This is a genomic window from Xenorhabdus bharatensis, assembly GCF_037996705.1.
Lineage (GTDB): Bacteria > Pseudomonadota > Gammaproteobacteria > Enterobacterales > Enterobacteriaceae > Xenorhabdus > Xenorhabdus bharatensis.
Genome location: NZ_JBBMXG010000012.1, coordinates 39,975 through 61,305 on the forward strand (window position 1 = coordinate 39,975; position 21,331 = coordinate 61,305).

18 protein-coding genes and 1 tRNA gene are annotated in these 21,331 nt (G+C 44.6%); 6 read left to right on the forward strand and 13 right to left on the reverse strand.

Going from position 1 to position 21,331, the window contains the following annotated elements; all coding sequences use genetic code 11:
- Nucleotides 1–87: 87 nt before the first annotated feature.
- The 11 genes from AAC855_RS12730 to glyQ form a co-directional block, all read right to left on the reverse strand.
- On the reverse strand, nucleotides 88–711 hold the full coding sequence (locus AAC855_RS12730; RefSeq protein WP_340610059.1) for a glutathione S-transferase family protein: 624 nt from the start codon (nucleotides 709–711) through the stop codon (nucleotides 88–90).
- Nucleotides 712–736: 25 nt separating this feature from the next.
- Nucleotides 737–2,206 carry an insulinase family protein gene (locus AAC855_RS12735; protein ID WP_340610060.1) on the reverse strand — a complete coding sequence of 490 codons (1,470 nt, stop codon included), beginning with the start codon at nucleotides 2,204–2,206 and terminating at the stop codon, nucleotides 737–739.
- Nucleotides 2,207–2,314: 108 nt separating this feature from the next.
- Nucleotides 2,315–3,013 (reverse strand): HAMP domain-containing protein, encoded by a 699-nt coding sequence (locus AAC855_RS12740; protein WP_340610061.1) that lies wholly within the window; start codon nucleotides 3,011–3,013, stop codon nucleotides 2,315–2,317.
- A gap of 203 nt (nucleotides 3,014–3,216) precedes the next feature.
- The gene (dppF, locus tag AAC855_RS12745) at nucleotides 3,217–4,245 is read right to left on the reverse strand and encodes a dipeptide ABC transporter ATP-binding subunit DppF (RefSeq protein WP_340610197.1); all 1,029 of its coding nucleotides are present in this window, start codon (nucleotides 4,243–4,245) and stop codon (nucleotides 3,217–3,219) included.
- Nucleotides 4,246–4,262: 17 nt separating this feature from the next.
- Nucleotides 4,263–5,243, reverse strand: coding sequence for a dipeptide ABC transporter ATP-binding protein (dppD, locus tag AAC855_RS12750; protein ID WP_340610063.1), 981 nt, complete (start codon nucleotides 5,241–5,243; stop codon nucleotides 4,263–4,265).
- A 9-nt stretch (nucleotides 5,244–5,252) separates the two neighbouring features.
- Nucleotides 5,253–6,176, reverse strand: a complete 924-nt coding sequence (gene dppC, locus AAC855_RS12755) for a dipeptide ABC transporter permease DppC (RefSeq protein ID WP_340610199.1) — start codon at nucleotides 6,174–6,176, stop codon at nucleotides 5,253–5,255.
- A 10-nt stretch (nucleotides 6,177–6,186) separates the two neighbouring features.
- On the reverse strand, nucleotides 6,187–7,206 hold the full coding sequence (gene dppB / locus AAC855_RS12760; RefSeq protein WP_340610065.1) for a dipeptide ABC transporter permease DppB: 1,020 nt from the start codon (nucleotides 7,204–7,206) through the stop codon (nucleotides 6,187–6,189).
- 140 nt (nucleotides 7,207–7,346) lie between these two features.
- Nucleotides 7,347–8,957 carry a dipeptide ABC transporter periplasmic-binding protein DppA gene (dppA, locus tag AAC855_RS12765; RefSeq protein ID WP_340610067.1) on the reverse strand — a complete coding sequence of 537 codons (1,611 nt, stop codon included), beginning with the start codon at nucleotides 8,955–8,957 and terminating at the stop codon, nucleotides 7,347–7,349.
- Between the two features lie 588 nt (nucleotides 8,958–9,545).
- A tRNA-Pro gene (locus AAC855_RS12770) sits at nucleotides 9,546–9,622 on the reverse strand.
- A gap of 195 nt (nucleotides 9,623–9,817) precedes the next feature.
- Nucleotides 9,818–11,887 carry a glycine--tRNA ligase subunit beta gene (gene glyS, locus AAC855_RS12775; RefSeq protein ID WP_340610069.1) on the reverse strand — a complete coding sequence of 690 codons (2,070 nt, stop codon included), beginning with the start codon at nucleotides 11,885–11,887 and terminating at the stop codon, nucleotides 9,818–9,820.
- Nucleotides 11,888–11,896: 9 nt separating this feature from the next.
- Nucleotides 11,897–12,820, reverse strand: a complete 924-nt coding sequence (glyQ, locus tag AAC855_RS12780) for a glycine--tRNA ligase subunit alpha (RefSeq protein WP_340610071.1) — start codon at nucleotides 12,818–12,820, stop codon at nucleotides 11,897–11,899.
- A gap of 319 nt (nucleotides 12,821–13,139) precedes the next feature.
- On the opposite strand from glyQ, the gene AAC855_RS12785 reads away from it, so the two are divergent.
- The 3 genes from AAC855_RS12785 (at nucleotide 13,140) to AAC855_RS12795 (ending at nucleotide 16,174) form a co-directional block, all read left to right on the forward strand.
- Complete coding sequence (locus AAC855_RS12785; RefSeq protein WP_340610073.1) at nucleotides 13,140–13,703, forward strand: DNA-3-methyladenine glycosylase I; 564 nt, start codon at nucleotides 13,140–13,142, stop codon at nucleotides 13,701–13,703.
- 132 nt (nucleotides 13,704–13,835) lie between these two features.
- On the forward strand, nucleotides 13,836–15,092 hold the full coding sequence (locus AAC855_RS12790) for a valine--pyruvate transaminase (RefSeq protein ID WP_099109491.1): 1,257 nt from the start codon (nucleotides 13,836–13,838) through the stop codon (nucleotides 15,090–15,092).
- Between the two features lie 731 nt (nucleotides 15,093–15,823).
- Nucleotides 15,824–16,174 (forward strand): YceK/YidQ family lipoprotein, encoded by a 351-nt coding sequence (locus AAC855_RS12795; RefSeq protein WP_340610201.1) that lies wholly within the window; start codon nucleotides 15,824–15,826, stop codon nucleotides 16,172–16,174.
- Between the two features lie 75 nt (nucleotides 16,175–16,249).
- Here AAC855_RS12795 and AAC855_RS12800 read toward each other — a convergent pair whose 3' ends face one another.
- A complete protein-coding gene (locus tag AAC855_RS12800) occupies nucleotides 16,250–17,539 on the reverse strand; it encodes a YidR family protein (RefSeq protein WP_340610075.1) in 1,290 nt (429 codons plus the stop codon).
- A gap of 136 nt (nucleotides 17,540–17,675) precedes the next feature.
- Here AAC855_RS12800 and AAC855_RS12805 point away from each other — a divergent pair, with 136 nt between their 5' ends.
- A complete protein-coding gene (locus AAC855_RS12805) occupies nucleotides 17,676–18,293 on the forward strand; it encodes a trimeric intracellular cation channel family protein (protein ID WP_340610077.1) in 618 nt (205 codons plus the stop codon).
- 98 nt (nucleotides 18,294–18,391) lie between these two features.
- On the opposite strand, the gene ligB is transcribed toward AAC855_RS12805, so the two are convergent.
- Nucleotides 18,392–20,065, reverse strand: coding sequence for an NAD-dependent DNA ligase LigB (ligB, locus tag AAC855_RS12810; protein WP_340610078.1), 1,674 nt, complete (start codon nucleotides 20,063–20,065; stop codon nucleotides 18,392–18,394).
- Nucleotides 20,066–20,371: 306 nt separating this feature from the next.
- Here ligB and gmk point away from each other — a divergent pair, with 306 nt between their 5' ends.
- Nucleotides 20,372–20,995 (forward strand): guanylate kinase, encoded by a 624-nt coding sequence (gene gmk / locus AAC855_RS12815; protein WP_099109496.1) that lies wholly within the window; start codon nucleotides 20,372–20,374, stop codon nucleotides 20,993–20,995.
- Nucleotides 20,996–21,049: 54 nt separating this feature from the next.
- Entirely contained in the window at nucleotides 21,050–21,325 is a 276-nt protein-coding gene (gene rpoZ / locus AAC855_RS12820; RefSeq protein ID WP_086954696.1) for a DNA-directed RNA polymerase subunit omega, read from the forward strand.
- The last annotated feature ends 6 nt before the right edge of the window (nucleotides 21,326–21,331 follow it).

Here is a 21,331-nt window from a genome sequence, read left to right on the forward strand (position 1 = left end):
CTCCTACCGCTAAAGCGATGTAGGAGTTTGCTCTTTTCCTGAAAAAACAAAATTCTTTACTGTATATTTTTCTGGAAAATTTTATTTTTAGGGACCTGTCGCAGGCTCTGGGATTAAAATTCCACGTTGCACTGCTGGTCTGACTGCAATTCGATTATACCATTCACTTAAGTGTTTATAATGGCGAAAATCAAAATTGATAATACGTGCAATATGCGTCCAGCCGAAATTTGCAATGTCCGCTATTGAATATTCTTCTCCACCAAAATATAAATTATTAGCTAAATGGCTATCCATGGTTGAAAAAGCCCGCTCTGTCAGTTTCTTATAGCGCTCAGTGGCTTCTTTGTTTTTTCCCTCATCAAAAATTTCAAAATTAACTCTTTGACCAATAATTGGGCCAACACTGGATGCATGAAAAATCAGCCACTGAATAGCCTGCCAACGGGCATTATGCTCAGAAGGAAGTAATTTATTTGTTTTATCCGCTAAATAAAGCAGAATTGCCGCAGATTCGAAAATAGTCGTATTTGTATCACTGTCAGACAAAACGGGAATACGACCATGAGGATTAAGCTGTAAAAACTCTGGTAGTAAATTTTCACCTTTATCAATATGAACATGATTTACTACATATGGAAGCTCAAGTTCTTCCAGAGCAATCGTTATCTTAAATCCGTTAGGGGAACTGTCAGTATAAAGACTAATCATGTCATTCTCCTTCATTGGGATAAGGTCAGTCTGCTTTTTTTATCGCTTCAGTTTCCTGCGGTTCTTCCGGCAATGGCCCCGGACGCATAATCTGGTTAAAGTTGTCCCTGAGCTGATTCACATCAATAACCGCTTCCCCTTTTGGCTGCACAAGAATAAATGAAGTTTCCTGAGATAACATCTCCTTCAGTTTTTTGTTTAACACTTGCGGTGTGAGGGAGGATAAAAATACCTGTCTCAATCTGCTGTATTGCTCAGGTGCAATGTCGATCACATTGTTCTGTTGGGAAATCAGGCGCTGGTTAATGAGTACGTCTGTGTCTGTGCGAGCATAGACGGCGAAAAGATGCTGAAGTTGAATTCGCTTCTGTTTGTACAATTCATCAAACTGCTCTTGTGGTAACCCACTTTCACGTAGTGAGGCCAAGGCAGAAGCCAGATAAAGTGTGGAATCAGTCAGTTTATCTGATGAAGCGTTCAGGTTTAAGTAGCAGTTTGCCCGTTGATACACAACCCGACAATCCAAATCCAGTTTGGCGTTATTTTGCTTTTCTTCCAGCTTCAGTTGCAAATAATGGTAAAGCGCCTCACGGGCAAGTTCATTAGACCAGTGCTGAAACAGTGTCTGAGAATCATTAATCGGTTGCCAGTTCAGGTTCCAGGCTAAAGAAAGCCTATCCTGTATGGCTTTCTCACTTTCTACTCCCAGTGTTTCTGTTTTTAATGGCAGCAGGATAGGAACCGCAACAGGGGTCTGACGTTTGCCTTCTAATGAAGAAAATACATGGTTAAGGCGCTCTGGCAATATCCGGCTATCAACATTGCCCGCAATATATAAAGTCATTGCATCCGGCGTATACCACTGCCGATAAAATTCTTCGACTTTTTTGACATCCACGGGGATTGATACACTCGCTCCGGGATCATGACCAATCAGCGTTGAGCCCTGTAATCGTGTACGCCATACAGGATCATGTATGTCTGAGGGTAAAGTTGATACCAGATGCTCCGATGTTTTCATCGCCGGAGTTAACGTTTGTGGTGTGAATACAGCACCCCCGGCAATATCGGATAGCCAGATTAGCGCATCCTGCAATAATTCAGGCCTATTATTCGGTAAGCTGAGGCTATAAAGGGTGAAATCATATGAAACGATGGCTGGCGGAAAAGGGTTTTTGCTGTCCACTGCGTTGTGCCACAAGTCTTCCAGCTTTTGTGAGGATAAATCTTTACTGGAGGAGAGAACAATTTTTGGTATGAGGTAAGTATAACCCTGCTGATAGCTTTTCTCCGCCAGAGATCCGGTTTTCACCATTAAGCGCAACTGTATTCTGTCGTTCGGGCGTTGTGGGGTTTGCAGGATTTGCCAGCTGAACCCATTTTCCAGTTTTCCCTGTTGCCAAGCAGGATCAGGCTGTAAAGTCTCTGCCTGAGCAAAATAAGTTGTCGCCAGAATGGTGCCACCAATAAGATACCCGATTTTCTTGCCTTGCATTCCCACTTACCCCTACCTGTTTAATTTTATCCTTGTTTGAACCCATAAAGGCCCCGGATATTATCGCAAATGGTTAGACCTTTATTCACCTTGTAAGGTTTCATTTCATCAAGGTTTTTGCTTACTTATTTGGCGATTATAACCTTTTACCAGCAGACCCAGTTCATCATCCTGATGACCTTTGGGGCAGGACATGGGAGCTGGTGGCTGTTCTTCATTCAATTCTCTCGCGATGTCACGCAACGGATGTATGATGATCCGATTGACACACCAACTTACTGACACCGTAATAATAAGCGCGAGCAATAAATAAGTAGTTAACATTAACGCAAGTGTATTTAATGCAAAGCGATACACACGATTGGAATCAACCTGTAGGATGAGGTGCCCCTGCGATGCCAACTCTTTTGATGAAATGCCATAGACATGTAAAGGAATATTAATTTCTACAGGGATACCGAAAACTCGCTTTGCCAGTTCTGGTATAGGCCGATAGGTTGCGAAATCCAGACTCATAATCCGGGAGTCATCTCTGGATATCAGTTCAGCCCGCCCTAAAATACCCGATGTTTTCAGCCCAATCAGTAATGTTTTTGCTGTATTGAGATCAGACCTTAATAAAGCATCTGTCAGGGGAGTTTGGATCTGAGCGGCCGCATTATGGAGTTGGTTAATATAATCATCTTTTCGCTGCTGCAACAAATGCGATAATTGGATAGTAATGAAAATAGCAAGAGTGACCAAAGTAACTCCAGTCACTGCCGCCATCTGTTTAATAGTTAACGAACGTTTGACACGCGATTTCATTTTATCCAAACCAGTAATTAACCAAAGACGGGCTATCACACCTTATTAATGCGGCTGAGTATACTTGATTTTTATTCTTATCGTCTCGTTTAGATGACAACCCCGCCGTAATTGGCGGGGGAGTTAGAGACTAAAGGATTAAATCAGTTACTGCGTAGTCATTCGATATACGCCCACTGACGTTGTGCTAAGGCCCGTGGCAATTACGACGCAGGTGGATTTTGATTCTGTTCTACTGCAAAGCAAGCAACAAGCCGTTCGCCGTATTGCTTTAGTTTAGGCTGGAGCTGAGTACATGGGCCAAAAGCATGGCGGCAACGGGCTGCAAAGGCACAACCCGGAGGCGGATTCATCGGGCTGGGTAGTTCTCCTGTTAATTTGATGCGTTCACGACGAAGTTCAGGGTTTAAACGCGGTGTTGCAGACAGGAGTGCCTGAGTGTAAGGGTGACTCGGGTTATTGAAAATCGTATGTTTGTCGCCCTTTTCAACGCAGCGCCCCAAGTACATGACCATCACTTCATCTGCAATATGTTCAACGACAGAGAGATCATGAGAAATAAATACGTATGACAGACCCAGTTCTTGTTGCAAATCCATCATCAGATTCAGAACTTGCGCTCGTACCGAAACATCCAGAGCGGAAACGGGTTCATCTGCAATAACCACATCAGGATTCAGCATTAATCCACGGGCAATGGCAATACGCTGACGCTGCCCCCCAGAAAACATATGAGGATAACGCTGGTAATGTTCAGGTTTTAACCCTACTTTCGCCATCATTTGCAGCACTTTTTCTCTGCGCTCTTCTGATGTCAGTGTTGTGTTGATAAGCAGAGGCTCTTCCAGAATCTGCCCCACTTTTTTTCGTGGATTCAATGACGCATAAGGGTTCTGGAATACAATCTGAATTTTCTGACGCCGCAGTTTTTCGGCCTCTTTATCCGGCAGCAATAAATCCTGCCCCAGATAATACAGCTCCCCTTCTGTCGGCTTTTCAATCATAGTCAGCAAGCGCCCTAAGGTGGATTTTCCACAGCCAGATTCGCCGACAACAGCTAGCGTTTTGCCTTTTTCCAGTTCAAATGAGACACCATCTAATGCCTTCACCATCCGCTCCGGTGAAAATACCCCCGTTTTAACCGGATAATATTTTTTTAACTCAATCGCTTTCAGCAAAGGAACGGAAGTTTTTTCCTGCCCACTCGTGTTGTGAATCGCCTGTTTGTGCATCACCGTTTCTTGAATACTCATATCGTCGGCCTCCCCTTATCATCCAGCGGCATATGGCATTTAACCTGACGTTCTCCAACCAATTGCAATGCAGGCTCTACCTGATAGCAACGTTCAGTGGCATAAGGGCAGCGCGGGTTAAGCAAACACCCGACAGGACGATCATATTTACCCGGTACAACACCCGGCAAGGAAGCCAGGCGAGCCTTGTCTACCGCAAATTCCGGTAATGCCCGCAATAATGCCTGTGTATAAGGATGACGGGGCGCTTTGAATATTTCAGTCGCCTTTCCGGCTTCCACTACCTGACCTGCGTACATCACAATAATATGCTGTGCGGCTTCCGCAACCAGCGCCAAATCATGAGTGATCAGGATCAGCGCCATATTTTCCTGCTGCTGTAGTTCAAGCAGTAGTTCAATAATTTGAGCCTGAATAGTGACGTCCAGTGCTGTTGTCGGCTCATCCGCAATCAGTAGTTTTGGCCGACAGGCAATTGCCATCGCAATCATCACACGCTGGCTCATTCCTCCCGATAACTGATGTGGATAAACATCTAGACGGGAAGCGGGATCAGGAATACCCACCAGAGTCAGCAAATCAATCGCCCGCTGGTAACGGGTTTTGCGGCTGCCACCCTGATGGACTTTCAGCGCTTCCATGATCTGATAGCCCACGGTATAGCAAGGATTAAGGCTGGTCATCGGATCCTGAAAAATCATTGAAACTTCCGCTCCAATCAACTGGCGGCGTTCTTTTTCAGAAATTTTTGTCAGATCACAACCATCAAACTCCAGTTTATCAGCCATGACTTTACCCGGATAATCTATCAGCCCCATAATCGCCAGCGAACTGACGGATTTACCTGAGCCTGACTCTCCGACAATACCGACAACCTGCCCCTGCTCAACACTGTAGCTGATACGGTCAACGGCGCGGAATGGTGCCTCTTCATCCCCGAAGTGCACCGATAATTGGTCTATATTTAACAATGCCATTCCATACCCCTACTGCTTGAGCTTAGGATCGAGCGCATCACGCAGCCCGTCTCCCATCAGGTTAAATGCCAGTACTGTCAACAGGATCGCCAGCCCCGGGAAAGTGACCACCCACCAGGCACTCTGCGCAAATTGCAGTACATCTGACAACATGGTTCCCCATTCTGGTGTAGGCGGCTGTGCCCCCATCCCCAGAAAACCCAAAGCCGCCATATCGAGAATGGCATTCGAAAATCCCAATGATGCCTGTACAATCAGAGGGGCAAGGCAGTTAGGCAAAATATTGATGAACATCTGGCGTACTGCTCCTGCTCCGGCAACCTGAGATGCGGTCACATAGTCGCGGTTGACTTCCACCAGTACCGCCGCTCTTGTCAGACGAATATAGTGGGGCAAGGCAACAAATGTCAGAGCCAGAGATGCGTTCACAATAGACGGGCCGAAAATAGCCACCAGCACCAGTGCCAACAGCAGGCTGGGCAAGGCCAGCATAATATCGACTATCCGCATAATGGCTGCATCAACCGCACCGCCAAAATAACCGGATAACAGACCCAGAATAATCCCCATCACTAGTGACATCACAACAACCAGACAACCCACCAGCAGGGAAAGACGTGCACCATACATCAGGCGGGAAAGGATATCTCGCCCGACATCGTCAGTGCCGAGAATAAATTGCCAGCTTCCTCCATCCTGCCACACCGGAGGCAATAACAGAGAATCGCGGAACTGTTCAGCGGGGCCATGTGGCGCCAGTAAGCCTGCAAACAACGCGATCAATAACATCAGAACAATATAAGCAAGGCCAATAACAGCCCCTTTGTTGCGCTTAAAGTAATGCCAGAATTCCTGTATCGGCGTCATCATTTTTGGCGCACCTGATACTGTTTGCTCAGCACTTGATGCTGATTGTTCAGTAAGTTGAGTCATCATGCGCTCCTTATTTCTTATGCCGGATACGTGGGTTGACGATGCCATACAGCAGGTCAACCGCAAAGTTGACCAAAATGATCATAGTTGCCACCAGCAAAACTCCACCCTGTACCACCGGATAATCACGGCGCTGAAGTGCATCAATCAACCAACGCCCCAGCCCCGGCCATGAAAAAATCGTTTCGGTCAGAATCGCGCCCGCCAACATAACCCCCACTTGCAGACCAATCACCGTGACCACCGGCAACAAGGCATTACGTAGCGCATGAATGATAATGACACGCAAACGGCTCAGGCCTTTTGCCCGCGCAGTACGAATATAATCTTCGCCCAAAACTTCCAGCATGGATGAGCGGGTCATGCGCACAATGACCGCCAGTGGGATAGTTCCTAGCACAACGGCCGGAAGGATTATATGCATCACAGCATCGACGAAATCGCCGTCTTCTCCCCAAAACAAGGTGTCTATCAGCATAAAACCTGTCAGGGGATGACTGTCATCAAGAAACACACTATCGCTGATACGACCAGAAACAGGAGTCAGGTTCCAATGAACAGAAACCAGCATGATGAGCATAATGCCCCACCAGAAAATGGGCATTGAATAACCGGTCAGTGCCAGACCAACTGCGGTATGATCAAAGACAGAACCACGTTTGACCGCCGCCAGCACTCCAACTGGAATACCGACAGAAATGGCGAATAGCATGGCACAGAGGCCTAATTCCAGAGTGGCCTGAAATCGGGGGACAAATTCATCCCATACGGGAATACGGCTCTTCAGGGAGGAACCCAAATCACCATGTAGTATGCCATTGATGTAATGAAGATATTGCTCCCAAAGAGGCTTATCCAGCCCCATTGCTGCCATCAGTTCAGCATGACGTTCAGCTGAAATACCACGCTCTCCCGCCATAATCAGTACCGGATCACCGGGGATCATATGCACAAAAGCGAAAGTCAGCAGAGTAATACCAATAAACGTCGGGATCACTAACCCCAGACGCCGGAGGATAAATTGCAGCATATCCTGAATTCTCTTTTTAATTATTAATTACAGCTCTCAGGCTGTTTATGTATTACACAGACCTGCTTGCCTACCAGAGAAGAGTAACCATCCCCCGAAGAAATTCGGGGGATGGCAGTCATAACAAATGAAAAACAGAATTATTCGAGGTCTACGTTGTAAAAGAGGTGCTTGCCGAGTGGATCAACCACATAGCCTTTCACTTCCTTACGAATAGGTTCATAAACCGTAGAGTGGGCAACAATCAACGCCGGAACCTGTTCATGCATCACTACTTGCGCTTGCTTATAAAGCTCAGTGCGTTTGGCAACATCTGCTGTTTTACGGGCAGGTAGAATGATGTCTTCAAATTGTTTATCACACCATTTTGAATAGTTAGAACCCTGATCTTTAGCTGCGCAACTAAACAACGTACCAAAGAAATTATCAGGATCTCCATTATCCCCTGTCCAGCCCATCATAACGTTTTGAGGTTCACCATCTTTCGCCCGCTTCAGATATTCACCCCATTCATAACTGACTATTTTGGCTTTTACTCCAATTTTGGCCCAGTCCGCCTGAATTATTTCCGCCATACGGCGCGCATTCGGGTTATAAGGGCGTTGGACCGGCATTGCCCAAAGATCGGTTTCGAAACCATTCGCGAAACCAGCTTCTTTCAGCAGCTCTTTAGCCTTAGCCGGATCATAAGCATAATCTTTGATATCATCGTTATAACCCCACATTGTAGGAGGGATCAGGTTTTTCGCTTTCTGGCCCGCACCCTGATATACCGCCTCAATAATGGCATCTTTGTTCACTGCCATCGTCAATGCCTGACGCACTTTGAGGTTATCCATTGGCTTTTTAGTGACATTGTAAGAAAGATAACCGACATTCATCCCAGCCTGCTCTTTCAGGACAATATCTTTGTTCTGCTTCATACTCGCAATATCAGCAGGGTTCGGGTATGGCATGACCTGACATTCATTTTTCTGTAGCTTGGCATAACGAACAGAAGCATCAGGGGTAATAGAGAAGACCAGACGGTCAATTTTTGCTGGTCCTTCCCAATAATCCTTAAACGCCTTATAAAGAATACGGGAATCTTTCTGGTACTGTACTAACTGGAATGGCCCTGTACCAATTGGGTTCAGGTCGACTTTTTCCGGCGTACCCGCTTTCATCATGACATCAGCATATTCTTTGGAAAGAATTGAGGCGAAATCCATTGCCAGATTGGCTAAGAAAGGAGCTTCGGGGCGGGACAATACAAAGCGAACAGTATAATCGTCCACCTTCTCTATTTTATTGATGATATTCTCCATATCCATGCCGCTAAAGTATTCATAGCCACCACCGGATACTTGATGATATGGGTGATTTTTATCCTTCTGCCTCATAAAAGTAAAGATAATATCGTCGGCGTTGAAATCACGTGTGGGCTTGAAATCTTTACTGCTATGCCACTTTATACCCTTACGCAAATGGAATGTGTAGGTTTGACCATCATCACTAACGTCCCATCGTTCAGACAAACTGGGAATAATCTCTGTTGTACCTAATTTGAAATCTACCAGACGGTTATAAATTGGTCTGGCACTGGCATCAAAAGTGGTACCAGAGGTGAAAAACTGCGGGTTAAAACCTTCAGGTGAACCTTCTGAGCAATAGACCAGTGTTTTTGCCTGCACACCAGCAGCTACAGCCAAAGAAACAAGACCAATACCCAATTTCAGTAAACCGGGCTTTTTCTTTTTGGAGAGAATCATTACATAAGCTCCGTTTGTGGTGTTTATTGTGCCTTAGCCAAGCCCAGAATTTCCTGCCTAAATATCACTGTCCCGGCCTGTGTTATTGTTTTCGATTATCAATTAAACAATTGTTATGCCTGACGTCAATATAACCTCAGCAAAATATGAAACAATAGAAAAACACAAACGCAAAAGAATATTAACAAAAATAGTTATAAACTATGACGCGAGACACACACGCGGAGAAAAACACTAAAAATATCACTTATATAAAGCATTACATCCTATGGTTTATAATTTTAAATTTGTGACCGGATACTTAAATAATGAGCAAAAAGAGTTATCAGGAAAGTAAGCGAGGTAAGAGGCTAAAACGAATAAAAAAAAGAAAAACCTTAAATTCACCCTATTCAGGACAAATTAATGGCGTTATCCATTAAATTGAAAAATTAAGATGAGATAACCTTTTAAAGCTTCGAAAATGAAAGCAACATTAGTGGCTTAATGAACGAGATAAAGGGTGGTTGATAAATCAGAATATGATGAATTGGTTTTCGCCAGCTATATACGAAAAAACCCCGCTCAAAGAGCGGGGTTCCAGAATGCTGGTCGGCGAGAGAGGATTCGAACCTCCGACCCACTGGTCCCAAACCAGTTGCGCTACCAAGCTGCGCTACTCGCCGAAAACGAAGCGCATCTTACTGCCAGCGTCGCAGATCGTCAATAACTTTTTAAAGATAAGTAGTTATTTGACGAGAATACAACCAAATTCTACCCTATAACACATCCGCAGTGTTCAATATCTCAGCAGAAAAAAGCCTCGCACTGAGCGAGGCTTTGAGGGAAGCAATCCGATAATATCCATCGGCTATTACTTATTACTGTAGCAGTGAAATATCCGCAACCCGCAGGAACAGATCACGCAGTTCACTCAGCAATGTCAGACGATTTATCCGCACTTGCAGATCTTCATCCATAACCATCACATTATCGAAGAACGCATCCACAACTTCACGCAGGGAAGCCAATTCGACCAATGCATCCTGATAATTGCCTTCAGCAAACAGAGGAGCCAGTTTTTCTTTCAGGACGACAAGATGAGTCGCCAGCTGGATCTCTTCCGCTGCTTTCAGTACTGAAGCCTGAACTGCATCACTCAGTTTCTCTTCTGACTTCGCCAGAATGTTGGAAACACGCTTATTAGCCGCTGCCAGAGAAACAGCCTCATCCAGCGTACGGAAATGCGTTACCGCTTTCATACGGGCATCAAAATCGGCTGGTTGTGTCGGACGACGCGCCAGAACTGCCTGAATGGTATCAACGCTGTAACCCAGCTCCTGATACCAAGTGCGGAAGCGGCCGAGCATAAACTCAACAACATCATCCACAACTTTTGCATTGGTCAGTTTATCGCCATACAGACGTACAGCTTCTTCTGCCAGAGTCTGAAGATCGAGAGGTAATTTTTTCTCAACAATAATACGCAGTACACCCAGTGCGGCACGACGCAAAGCAAATGGGTCTTTATCCCCTTTAGGATGCTGGCCGATACCAAAAATGCCTGCCAGCGTATCCATTTTATCGGCAATCGCGACTGCGCAAGAAACACCGGTTGATGGCAGTTCATCACCAGAGAAACGTGGCTGATACTGTTCGTTCAGCGCCAGAGCCACATCTTCAGCTTCTCCGTCATGACGGGCATAATGCATACCCATCACACCCTGCGTATCAGTGAATTCAAAGACCATGTTGGTCATTAAGTCACACTTGGACAGCAAACCTGCGCGGGTTGCATGAGTAACGTCCGCCCCGATCTTGTCAGCAATCCAGCCAGCCAGAGCCTGAATGCGGTCTGTTTTATCACGCAGTGTACCCAGCTGTTTCTGGAACAAAACAGTCTCCAGACGCGGCAGGTTATCTTCCAGACGCTGTTTACGGTCAGTCTTAAAGAAGAATTCGGCATCTGCCAGACGTGGACGGACGACTTTTTCATTACCTGAGATAATCTGCTGTGGATCAGAAGATTCAATATTGGTAACAAAAATAAAGTTCGCCATCAATTTGCCGGATTTATCGTAAACCGGAAAATATTTCTGATCGCCTTTCATGGTATATACCAGTGCTTCCGCCGGTACTTCGAGGAATTTTTCTTCGAATTTTGCCGTCAGAACTACAGGCCATTCCACCAGAGAAGTCACTTCTTCCAGCAGGCTGTCGGTCAAATCCGCCACACCACCAAGCTGGGCCGCTGCCTGCTCTGCATCGCGCTTAATCAGGGTTTTACGCGTTTCATAATCTGCAATAACCCGACCACGCTCCTGCAAAATTGCCGGATACTGTTCTGCGTTATCAATAGTGAACTGCGCTTCACCCATAAAACGATGACCACGGATAATACGATCAGAGTTGATACCCAGAATTTCGCCTTCAATGACCTCACTACCCAGCAGCATAGTGACGGTATGAACAGGACGGACGAACTGAGTTTCTTTATCACCCCAACGCATCAGTTTAGGGATAGGCAGTTTAGCCAATGAACTGCTTACCATACCTGCCAGCAACTCTTTGGCTTCACAACCTTTAACCTGTGCCCGATACAGCAGCCATTCGCCTTTATCGGTTACCAGACGCTCTGCCTGATCAACAGTGATCCCACAACCTCGCGCCCAGCCTTCTGCCGCTTTGGTTGGTTTCCCTTCCGCATCGAACGCCTGAGAAATGGCAGGACCACGTTTTTCTACTTCACGATCAGCCTGTGCCGCCGCCAGATTGGCCACCTTCAGCGCCAGACGACGCGGAGCAGCAAACCAGCGAACTTCACCATGACCCAGATTGGCGTTGTTCAGTTCTGCTTCAAAATTGGCCGCAAAGGATTCAGCCAGTGAACGCAGCGCCTTTGGTGGCAACTCTTCTGTGCCGATTTCCACAAGGAAAGTCTGTTGAGTCATGATGGCCTCTTAATTTTCTGTTACGCCGTTTTTGTTACACATCGGGAAGCCAAGCGCCTCACGGGAAGCATAGTAAGCTTCAGCAACTGCTTTGGTCAGAGTACGGATACGCAAGATATAACGCTGACGTTCAGTCACGGAAATCGCTTTACGGGCATCCAACAGGTTAAACGTATGACCCGCTTTCAGAATGCGCTCATAAGCAGGCAATGGCAGAGGGGTTTCCAATGCCAGCAACTCCTGCGCTTCTTTTTCATACTGCTCAAAACAGGTGAACAGAAAATCCACATCTGCATATTCAAAGTTGTAAGTAGACTGCTCAACTTCATTCTGATGATAAATATCACCATAAGTTGTTTTACCCAGCGGGCCATCACTCCACACCAGATCGTAAACACTGTCTACACTCTGAATATACATGGCAAGACGTTCCAGACCGTAAGTGATTTCACCGGTAACAGGCTTACACTCAAGACCACCCACCTGCTGGAAGTAAGTGAACTGAGTCACTTCCATGCCGTTCAGCCAGACTTCCCAGCCCAGACCCCATGCGCCCAGAGTCGGGTTTTCCCAGTTATCTTCAACAAAGCGGATATCGTGAACGGTAGGATCAAGCCCCAGCTCTTTCAGTGAACCAAGATAAAGTTCCTGAATATTATCTGGAGAGGGTTTGATGATAACCTGAAATTGGTAGTAATGCTGAAGACGGTTCGGGTTTTCACCGTAGCGCCCGTCAGTCGGACGACGTGAAGGCTGTACATAAGCCGCAGCAATCGGCTCCGGCCCTAAAGCACGTAAACAGGTAATAGGATGAGAGGTTCCTGCGCCGACTTCCATATCCAATGGTTGGACAATGGTGCAGCCTTGACGCGCCCAGTAATCCTGTAATGTCAGGATAATGCCCTGAAAGGTTTTGGTATCAAACTTTTGCATGTTGAATCCGCACGCGATACGTATACACAATGGATTCCAAGATGCGTCGTGGCGGCAAAGGAGTAACCCCCGGGAGCATAGATAACTATGTGACCGGAGTGAGCGAACGCAGCCAACAAAAAGGCAACTTGAAAGACGAAGTGTATATGAATTTAAACGAAAGGAGTCAGTATACCCTTTGACTGTAAGATATACAGCACTGATCACCGCCCAATTTTGTCACAACATAAAAAAATCTTATCCGAATCACTTTACATGGATATTCATACAGCTAAAATTGGTGTAATTCTTCACCAACGCCTACGGAGATGCGCAATTCATGAATAAAGACATAACTCGCTGTGGCTGGGTTACCTCAGACCCTGACTATCTGGCCTATCACGACAATGAGTGGGGGAAGCCATTAAAGGATAGCCAAAAGCTTTTTGAATTGATTTGTCTTGAAGGACAACAAGCGGGTTTATCGTGGTTCACCATTTTAAAAAAACGCGAAGGTTACAGAAAATGTTTCCATCAGTTTGATCCCGTAAAAGTTGCCGGTATGGGTGAAAATGACGTCGAAAAACTCATGCAGGATCCTGCTATCGTCCGCCACCGTGCAAAAATTAATGCCATTATTGATAATGCCCGCGCCTATCTGAAAATGGCCGAGCAGGGTGAAAATTTCAGTGAATTTATCTGGCAGTTTGTTGACGGTGTTCCGCAAATAAATCATTGGGAAACATTGGCAGAAGTACCAACCAAAACTGACCTTTCTGATGCTCTTTCAAAGGCACTGAAAAAACGTGGCTTTAAATTTATCGGTAGCACCACCTGCTATGCTTTTATGCAAGCTGCGGGTTTGATGGATGATCACATCGCAAACTGTTTATGCCGGAAATAAGCGTATACGCTCTCAACAAAGAGGTAACTTAAAAAACGAAGCATAAAAATAGGTGACAATATAACAAGACGCGAGTTATGGTGTCTTCTTACCATACTCCTACAAAATACAAACAAAGACGCAACAGCCGTTATGAAATTCTCTCAATTCGGAAACAAATTCACACAAGAGTCAGGTATTACGCGCCTGATGAATGATCTCAACCAGGGCCTGAGAACACCCGGCGCGATTATGCTTGGTGGTGGCAACCCTGCCCATATTCCTGAAATGGATGAGTATTTCCAGCAACTATTGGCGGATATGGCGTTAAACGGTCAATTAACTGAAACCCTGTGTAATTACGATGGCCCACAGGGAAAAAATACGTTAATTGCTGCACTGGCACAGGAATTACAGGAAAAACTCGGTTGGGATGTTAATCCACAGAATATTGCCCTGACCAATGGTAGCCAAAGTGCTTTTTTCTACCTGTTTAATTTATTAGCAGGGCGTGATGAAAATGGCTCAATAAAACGGGTTCTGTTTCCGCTTGCGCCTGAGTATATTGGCTATTCTGATTCTGGTCTGGATGAAGGTCTATTTGTTGCTAATAAACCTAATATTGAATTATTGCCTAATGGGCAGTTTAAATATCATGTTGATTTTGACCACCTGAATATTTCTGAAGATATCAGCCTGATCTGTGTTTCGCGTCCAACGAACCCAACGGGTAATGTTGTCACTGACGAAGAATTACTGCGCTTGGATGCATTAGCTCAAAAACACCAAATTCCTCTGCTGATCGATAATGCCTATGGTGTGCCATTCCCGGGTATTATTTTTAGTGAAGCAACTCCTCTGTGGAACCCTAATATTATCTTATGTATGAGCCTGTCCAAACTTGGGCTACCGGGTGCTCGCTGCGGAATCATCGTTGCCAATGAAAAGATTATTCAGGCAGTCAGTAACATGAATGGTGTGATTAGCCTGGCTCCGGGAGGCATTGGGCCTGCCATGACGCTGGAAATGATCCGCCGTAATGATCTGTTCCGTTTATCCCAAAATGTTATCCAACCATTTTATAAAAAACGGGTAGAGCAAGTCATTGAGATCATTCGTCGCTATCTGCCAGAAGAATACTGCCTTATCCATAAACCAGAAGGGGCAATATTCCTCTGGCTCTGGTTCAAAAATCTGCCGATTACAACGGAAGTCCTTTATCAGCGCTTAAAAAAACGGAAGGTATTAATGGTACCGGGTCATTATTTCTTCCCCGGTCTGGAACACAACTGGCCTCATGCTCACCAATGTATGCGCATGAACTATGTGCCTGATCTAGCAAAAATAGAAGAAGGTATCCGTATTTTGTCCGAAGAAATTGAGATTGCCCATCAGGAAGTAGCGTGTTAATCGGACTATAAAAAAAGCTCCCTCATTTATGGTGAGGGAGTAAGATGATAACGAGGACTTTTTACCTGAGAACAGGACAGTAGTTATTAGAATCCCAAAAGAATTCTTCACACACAGTAGGAAAGGAAAACGATCCTTGTTTATGCACTTTCCCTGAACTCGGTATATTTAACCAGAAAACAAAAAAGATAATGGTCTGAATAGACAGGTTTTTTTCACTTTAAATTGCCTCTACTATGTGAAATTAAGACAATTACCCCGTATTGTGTGATCTAAAGCACACTTAATAAATCAAACACATATACTTAATTATTCAACGCTGTTTTCAACCTTCCTCTCTGCCAGAAAATAATATCTACTAACAGTCTCCAGATTCAGTGACGGTCAGTATTAATAGGCAAGCTCGCTTGTTAGTAGGACAAATTTGTTTCCGACGAATTTTTCGTACTTTTTCCACTACGACTCAACTCGAAATACTGGAATATAAATTCAAATAAAATAATTACTTTTGTTTTTATTTCAAATAAAAATCATTACAGAGAATTAAAGAAGTTTATCGAAAAAAATCATTAAATTTAACAATAAGTGCTATAGCAAACTGAATATTACCTAACTATAGTAAGTAGTATTAAAAAGTTATTTTTATGCTTATTCATGAATAAATCATATTAGGCATAAATATAACTTCTGGATATTGGCAATTAACTCATTGAGCTCAAGGAATGGAAATGATGAAAAACTATAAACTGCTTCTATTACCTTCTACTATTATTGGAGGGCTTTTGCTAACAGGTTGCTCCAGTATCATGACCCACAGTGGCCCTAACCAAGGGTATTATTCGGGAGCACAAGCCAATATTGATATGTTAAAAGATAATAAGACAGGATGGTTTCTGAAACCCCTGATTGTAGTCGATCTACCATTATCTGCCTTTTTAGATACCCTTTTACTCCCCTATGATTATGCTATCTCCAATCAGGATCAAACGGAGCAATCCCCTAAACTTCGTATTGAAAAACTGGAAGAAAGCACAACCAGCACACAATCGATATTAGAAAACTCGATGAATAATGAATCCTAATTTTGCCAATACCGATTAGGCTGAAAATTACCTTGTCCCTACTATTTTTCAGGCATCGTTATTGTGCAACGGTGCCTATTTCAACCCTGTCTCAACAATGAAAAGCTGCCGATATTCATTAATATCCCGCATAAACGCAATATATCGGTCATCAGGTGAAAACACGATTGCATCAGAGCATGGAGCATTATCAGTACGTGCTGTTAACCGCAGAGTTTCCCCACTCAGGCTGTCACAAAGCATGACACTGTTATCGCAAACAAAAGCAATAAACCGCCCCCGGCTATCCCAGTTAAATGCAGATTGTATGTCATGAGTATTATCTGTGATCTGTATCGGCTCTCCTCCATTTGGAGATATATACCATAATTGGATAACACCATTGTTATCTCTCATCAGAAAACAAATTTTACTGCCATCCGGTGATGCTCTGAGCCAATGACGGGGGATATTGACTACTCCCGGATAACAGTTCTGATGAGAGAACGTTAATCGCTTTTGTTTAACCCCAGCGGGCGGCGCAGGTAATGCCGTTTCAGTTCCGGCTAATGGCTGGTTACCTTCGAGTGCATAATCCTCATCATGCTCAGGCAGGTCAACCAGATAAATTTCAGGGATTTTTTCACCACTTTCAGCACACGTGTCACCAATAAAAGCCAGTGCCCAACGCTGCCATTGCCCATTCTCTTTAAGATATCCCTGTTGGCCAACCCACCCTTCTTCATATGCACGATTGATCTCATCACTACCGGGTTTTGGATGTGTTGTGGTTTGGCTAACAACGACGGAAAAATAACGACCATCGTATTCTCTCGGGTGTTTTTTCGCTGAAATCACAGTTCTGAGTGGAACAGCCACAGCGACATTACGCAAATCAAGAGCAGGATCTAACTCATGCATAACATGGTCATTATAGGTAAAACTCAAACGGCTACTGTCAGGACTGAAAACATGCACATGTGTACCACCTCGCAAGGCTCCGGCTGTATAAGGAGGGGTAATATCCAGTGCATCAATATTGACAGCAACGTTTGGTTCATTGTCGGAAACAATCACTCCACGACGATGATGAAAATCATATTGCCAGTGATCATCCGGGTGCTCTGGGCCATGAATAAATGCGTAACGTACCGGCTCTTGTGAGCTAACAGTGACAACCCCAACATGTGCCCCATCTTTTGCCTGATAAATAATCTCTGTCTGGCCGTTACTGATATGAATTTTTTCTATCGTCAGGCCGGAAAAAGAGGCTCCGTCAGGACGTACATCATAAACCAGCCACTGGCTATCAGGAGTCCAGATATTTATATTAGTTATCTGATGGCTACGGTTATCAAATGTAATCTGACGTTCCTTGAAAATCATTTTTTTCCACCTTAATATGCGGGAATTCGGATAATAAAAACTAACTTTATGTAAATTTAACTAAAAATTTTCAATCGAGGCGTTATTATTTCCGCATTACTCTTACTTCTCTATTATCTTTCATCTGACTAAATTTATGCTACTCAGTGTCCTTTATATCATTGGTATCACGGCTGAAGCCATGACGGGTGCTTTAGCCGCAGGTCGCCGAAAAATGGATGTCTTCGGCGTGATTATTATCGCTTCTGTAACGGCCATCGGTGGTGGTTCCGTTCGTGACATAATTCTGGGCCATTACCCACTTGGCTGGGTCAAAAACCCAGAGTACATCGTGACTGTTGCTTGTGCTGCTGTTTTCACTATTTGGATAGCTCCCATGATGAAGCATTTACGTCGTTTGTTTCTTATTCTGGATGCAATCGGCCTGATTGTTTTTTCAATTCTTGGTGCACAAATCGCTCTGGATATGGACTACAGCCCAATCATCGCCGCTATTGCTGCTGTTATTACCGGCGTTTTTGGTGGCGTGCTGCGCGATATGTTTTGTAATACTATCCCGCTGGTGTTTCAGAAAGAAATTTACGCTGGAGTCTCCTTTGCTGCTGCTTGGTTATATATCGCCCTATTGCATACTCCACTACATCCCAACAGCGTCATTATCATCACCCTGATTGCTGGCCTCGCAGCCCGCCTAATAGCTATTCGCTATCGTCTTGGATTACCCATCTTTAATTACGATGGCGCTGATCACTGATATGAATCTGGGCGTTTGAAGCAAACTTTTGCTCCTACGCTCTTATTCGACTTCACAGCTTTATTTTCCTTATCCCCAATGAATGTATAATAATATCTCTACAGATCAATGCCCTGTAAGGTTAATACTTCCACAACGTCTTTAATGTCAGGGTGCTGAAAAAACCCCTCAATTTTTGCTCTTTGTTTAACCGATAAAGCACTATATTTTTGTGTTTCTGCTTCGGGTAACTGCATTTTTCCGAATAAAGCAATTTCATTTGTCAATTTATTGGCATAAGGCATTCCGATTGCTTCACGCCATAATGAAGCTGGCTGCTGCTTTGATTGCTGGAATTGACTGAAAATTGATTCAGCACGCTTAGTTCCTATATTCGGTATTTCAGCTAGTTGTGTGGCATCCAATGCTAGCCAATCTGTCAGGTTCTTGATCTTTTTACTCGCGACTAAAGTCATCCATGTACCTTGACTCACTCCCCTCATTTTCAATTTTTCGCCCATCCATGTCAGACGTGCGATAAACTGCTGCTGGCACTCATCATTATTCAATACAAAACAACTGAGTGAATGAAATTGCTCTGCATCAGGGGGATTAAGATATTTGCGCCCAGTGATACGCCAAACCACCTTATCGAGTTTTGGTATGCCATGCCCTGCCAGTGTGATTGTTACTTTATCTCCCGGATAAACATCCCAATGCTTCCAACGCGTCACCGAGCCAATATGAACGCGGCTAATCTGCCTATCATCTAGTTGAACTTTTTCCAGCTCCAGTAGTACGGAAATTTTTCCGGTGCGGCCTATCCTGAATTGAATATCGTTTACTGTGGTGATTTGTTGCTGTAGGGGATATTTCCATGCAACAGCCCAGCTGTTTGAACCTGAACGCCATTGCCTACCAGCCGGCTCAGTTCCTTGCCTTAATACAACACCATCAGTAGCAAAAGGGAGGGGGTGGGTAAAATACATTTTCCATTTTTCTTCTGCCTCTTCTGCACTGGAAATAGGGTGGCTGAATTGTTGCGTAGCCGGAAAGCCCATGGAAGCCAGTTGTTCAAGCTTAACAGCCATTTCATCCGGCCCGTCCGGCCAGCTCCATATAAATACCCCTATTTGACTGAGTTCTGCTGAGGGTGTTTTACGCATCATCAAACCCGCAACCTTGCTGCGTGCGCCCTGACTACCGACAACCGACTGGCGGTGATTATTCTGTTGCCAAAAAAGTTCGCCTTGTAACACCATATGTTCCGGCGCATCTTTTACCTGTTCGGGAATGCTGGATATAAATTTGCTTTTATCCAGCCAGTCTGTGCCTTCTGTTCCATTCCCACGACTGATTAACCTTGTCAACCGCCCCTTCTGATAAACCAGTGTCACCGCAACGCCATCAATTTTGGGCTGTAACCAAACTTTCGAGCGCCCTTGTAACCATTTCCGCACTTCGTCCAGACCTTTCAGTTTACGCAACCCTGTATGCTGGACAGGATGAACCTGTTTTCCATTATCCGGAATGGCTATAACAACGGGATGATTCTGTGTCTGATTCAGGCAATGCTGCCAATGTGTCAGGGTTTCCAATAGCTGATCATAAATTTCATCATCTATTTCACTAATTCCCTGCTGGCGATACAGCTGCTCCCATCGCGCTACCTGTGGTGTCAGGTGTTCAATTTCAAGCTGAAGTTTTTCCTTTGACCAGACAGGGCAATCTGCTGCAAGTGCTATCGGTACTCCACATAACAGCATCAATATTATAATGAGAAAATTAAGCATCCTTGCTCCATACGTTCCTTAAATGCAGGCAAAGGATAATCAAGAAATCTGGTTGCACCAATGAGGAAAAAGAACGTTTGCGATGAGTCTCGAAAAATTATTAGTTTGTTGCTGCAACCTGTTATTTTATATGGAATTATTTCACAAAATATCGCTTTAAACTTCGTTTGTTAATAAAAAATTTTGTTGAATCACTCGTAGGCATGTATTGTAACGCTGCATGGTTCAACGTATCCGTGTATACTATGTGGGATTTTATATTCCTGCGCTTGCATTTATTAATACCCAACCAGTCAAGAAATCAGCATGAGCCAAGGAACGTTATATATTGTTTCTGCACCGAGTGGAGCAGGCAAATCAAGCCTTATTCAGGCTTTATTAAATACCCAGCCTTTGTATGACACTCAGGTTTCTGTTTCACATACAACCCGTCCGGCACGTCCAGGCGAAAATCACGGTGAACATTATTTTTTCGTCACAACAGATGAATTCCAGAATATGATTAACCATGATGAATTTTTGGAACATGCCTGTGTTTTCGGTAACTATTACGGCACTTCTCGTAAAGTAATCGAAGATACTCTCGCCAGTGGGGTTGACGTCTTTCTTGATATTGACTGGCAGGGTGCGCAACAAATCCGTCAGAAAATGCCTGCGGCCCGTAGTATTTTTATTCTGCCTCCTTCAAGGGAAGAATTACTCCGCCGCCTGCGCGGGCGCGGTCAGGACAGCGAAGAGGTCATTGCTAAACGCATGTCTCAGGCTGTCGCTGAAATGGAGCATCATGGCGAGTATGATTACGTCATCATCAATGATGATTTCAATACCGCTCTGGCCGATTTACAATCGGTTATTCGTTCAGAACGCCTGCGTTTAGAAAGGCAGGCTCAACGGCATGATGCGTTAATCAGCAAATTATTGGCAGACTGAACTAAGTTTCAGTATCATGTCCGGTCACTTATTTATCTGTGGAGTAGCACACATATGGCACGCGTAACTGTTCAAGACGCAGTAGAAAAAATTGGTAACCGTTTTGACCTGGTGTTGGTCGCTGCTCGCCGAGCACGCCAATTGCAGTCAGGCGGAAAAGATCCTCTGGTTCCGGAAGAAAACGATAAGATGACGGTTATCGCTCTGCGTGAAATCGAGCAGGGTCTTATCAATAATAAAATTCTTGATGTTCGTGAGCGTCAGGAACAACAGGAGCAGGAAGCTGCAGAAATCAACGCTGTTTCTGCTATCGCCGACGGTCGTCGTTAATTTTAC

Excerpts from the sequence above, each read along its gene's own strand:
- AAC855_RS12730 (WP_340610059.1), bottom strand. The coding sequence starts at position 711 with ATGATTAGTCTTTATACTGACAGTTCCCCTAACGGATTTAAGATAACG.
- AAC855_RS12735 (WP_340610060.1), bottom strand. The coding sequence starts at position 2,206 with ATGCAAGGCAAGAAAATCGGGTATCTTATTGGTGGCACCATTCTGGCG.
- AAC855_RS12740 (WP_340610061.1), bottom strand. The coding sequence starts at position 3,013 with ATGAAATCGCGTGTCAAACGTTCGTTAACTATTAAACAGATGGCGGCA.
- dppF (WP_340610197.1), bottom strand. The coding sequence starts at position 4,245 with ATGCACAAACAGGCGATTCACAACACGAGTGGGCAGGAAAAAACTTCC.
- dppD (WP_340610063.1), bottom strand. The coding sequence starts at position 5,243 with ATGGCATTGTTAAATATAGACCAATTATCGGTGCACTTCGGGGATGAA.
- dppC (WP_340610199.1), bottom strand. The coding sequence starts at position 6,176 with ATGACTCAACTTACTGAACAATCAGCATCAAGTGCTGAGCAAACAGTA.
- dppB (WP_340610065.1), bottom strand. The coding sequence starts at position 7,206 with ATGCTGCAATTTATCCTCCGGCGTCTGGGGTTAGTGATCCCGACGTTT.
- dppA (WP_340610067.1), bottom strand. The coding sequence starts at position 8,957 with ATGATTCTCTCCAAAAAGAAAAAGCCCGGTTTACTGAAATTGGGTATT.
- glyS (WP_340610069.1), bottom strand. The coding sequence starts at position 11,887 with ATGACTCAACAGACTTTCCTTGTGGAAATCGGCACAGAAGAGTTGCCA.
- glyQ (WP_340610071.1), bottom strand. The coding sequence starts at position 12,820 with ATGCAAAAGTTTGATACCAAAACCTTTCAGGGCATTATCCTGACATTA.
- AAC855_RS12785 (WP_340610073.1), top strand. The coding sequence starts at position 13,140 with ATGAATAAAGACATAACTCGCTGTGGCTGGGTTACCTCAGACCCTGAC.
- AAC855_RS12790 (WP_099109491.1), top strand. The coding sequence starts at position 13,836 with ATGAAATTCTCTCAATTCGGAAACAAATTCACACAAGAGTCAGGTATT.
- AAC855_RS12795 (WP_340610201.1), top strand. The coding sequence starts at position 15,824 with ATGAAAAACTATAAACTGCTTCTATTACCTTCTACTATTATTGGAGGG.
- AAC855_RS12800 (WP_340610075.1), bottom strand. The coding sequence starts at position 17,539 with ATGATTTTCAAGGAACGTCAGATTACATTTGATAACCGTAGCCATCAG.
- AAC855_RS12805 (WP_340610077.1), top strand. The coding sequence starts at position 17,676 with ATGCTACTCAGTGTCCTTTATATCATTGGTATCACGGCTGAAGCCATG.
- ligB (WP_340610078.1), bottom strand. The coding sequence starts at position 20,065 with ATGCTTAATTTTCTCATTATAATATTGATGCTGTTATGTGGAGTACCG.
- gmk (WP_099109496.1), top strand. The coding sequence starts at position 20,372 with ATGAGCCAAGGAACGTTATATATTGTTTCTGCACCGAGTGGAGCAGGC.
- rpoZ (WP_086954696.1), top strand. The coding sequence starts at position 21,050 with ATGGCACGCGTAACTGTTCAAGACGCAGTAGAAAAAATTGGTAACCGT.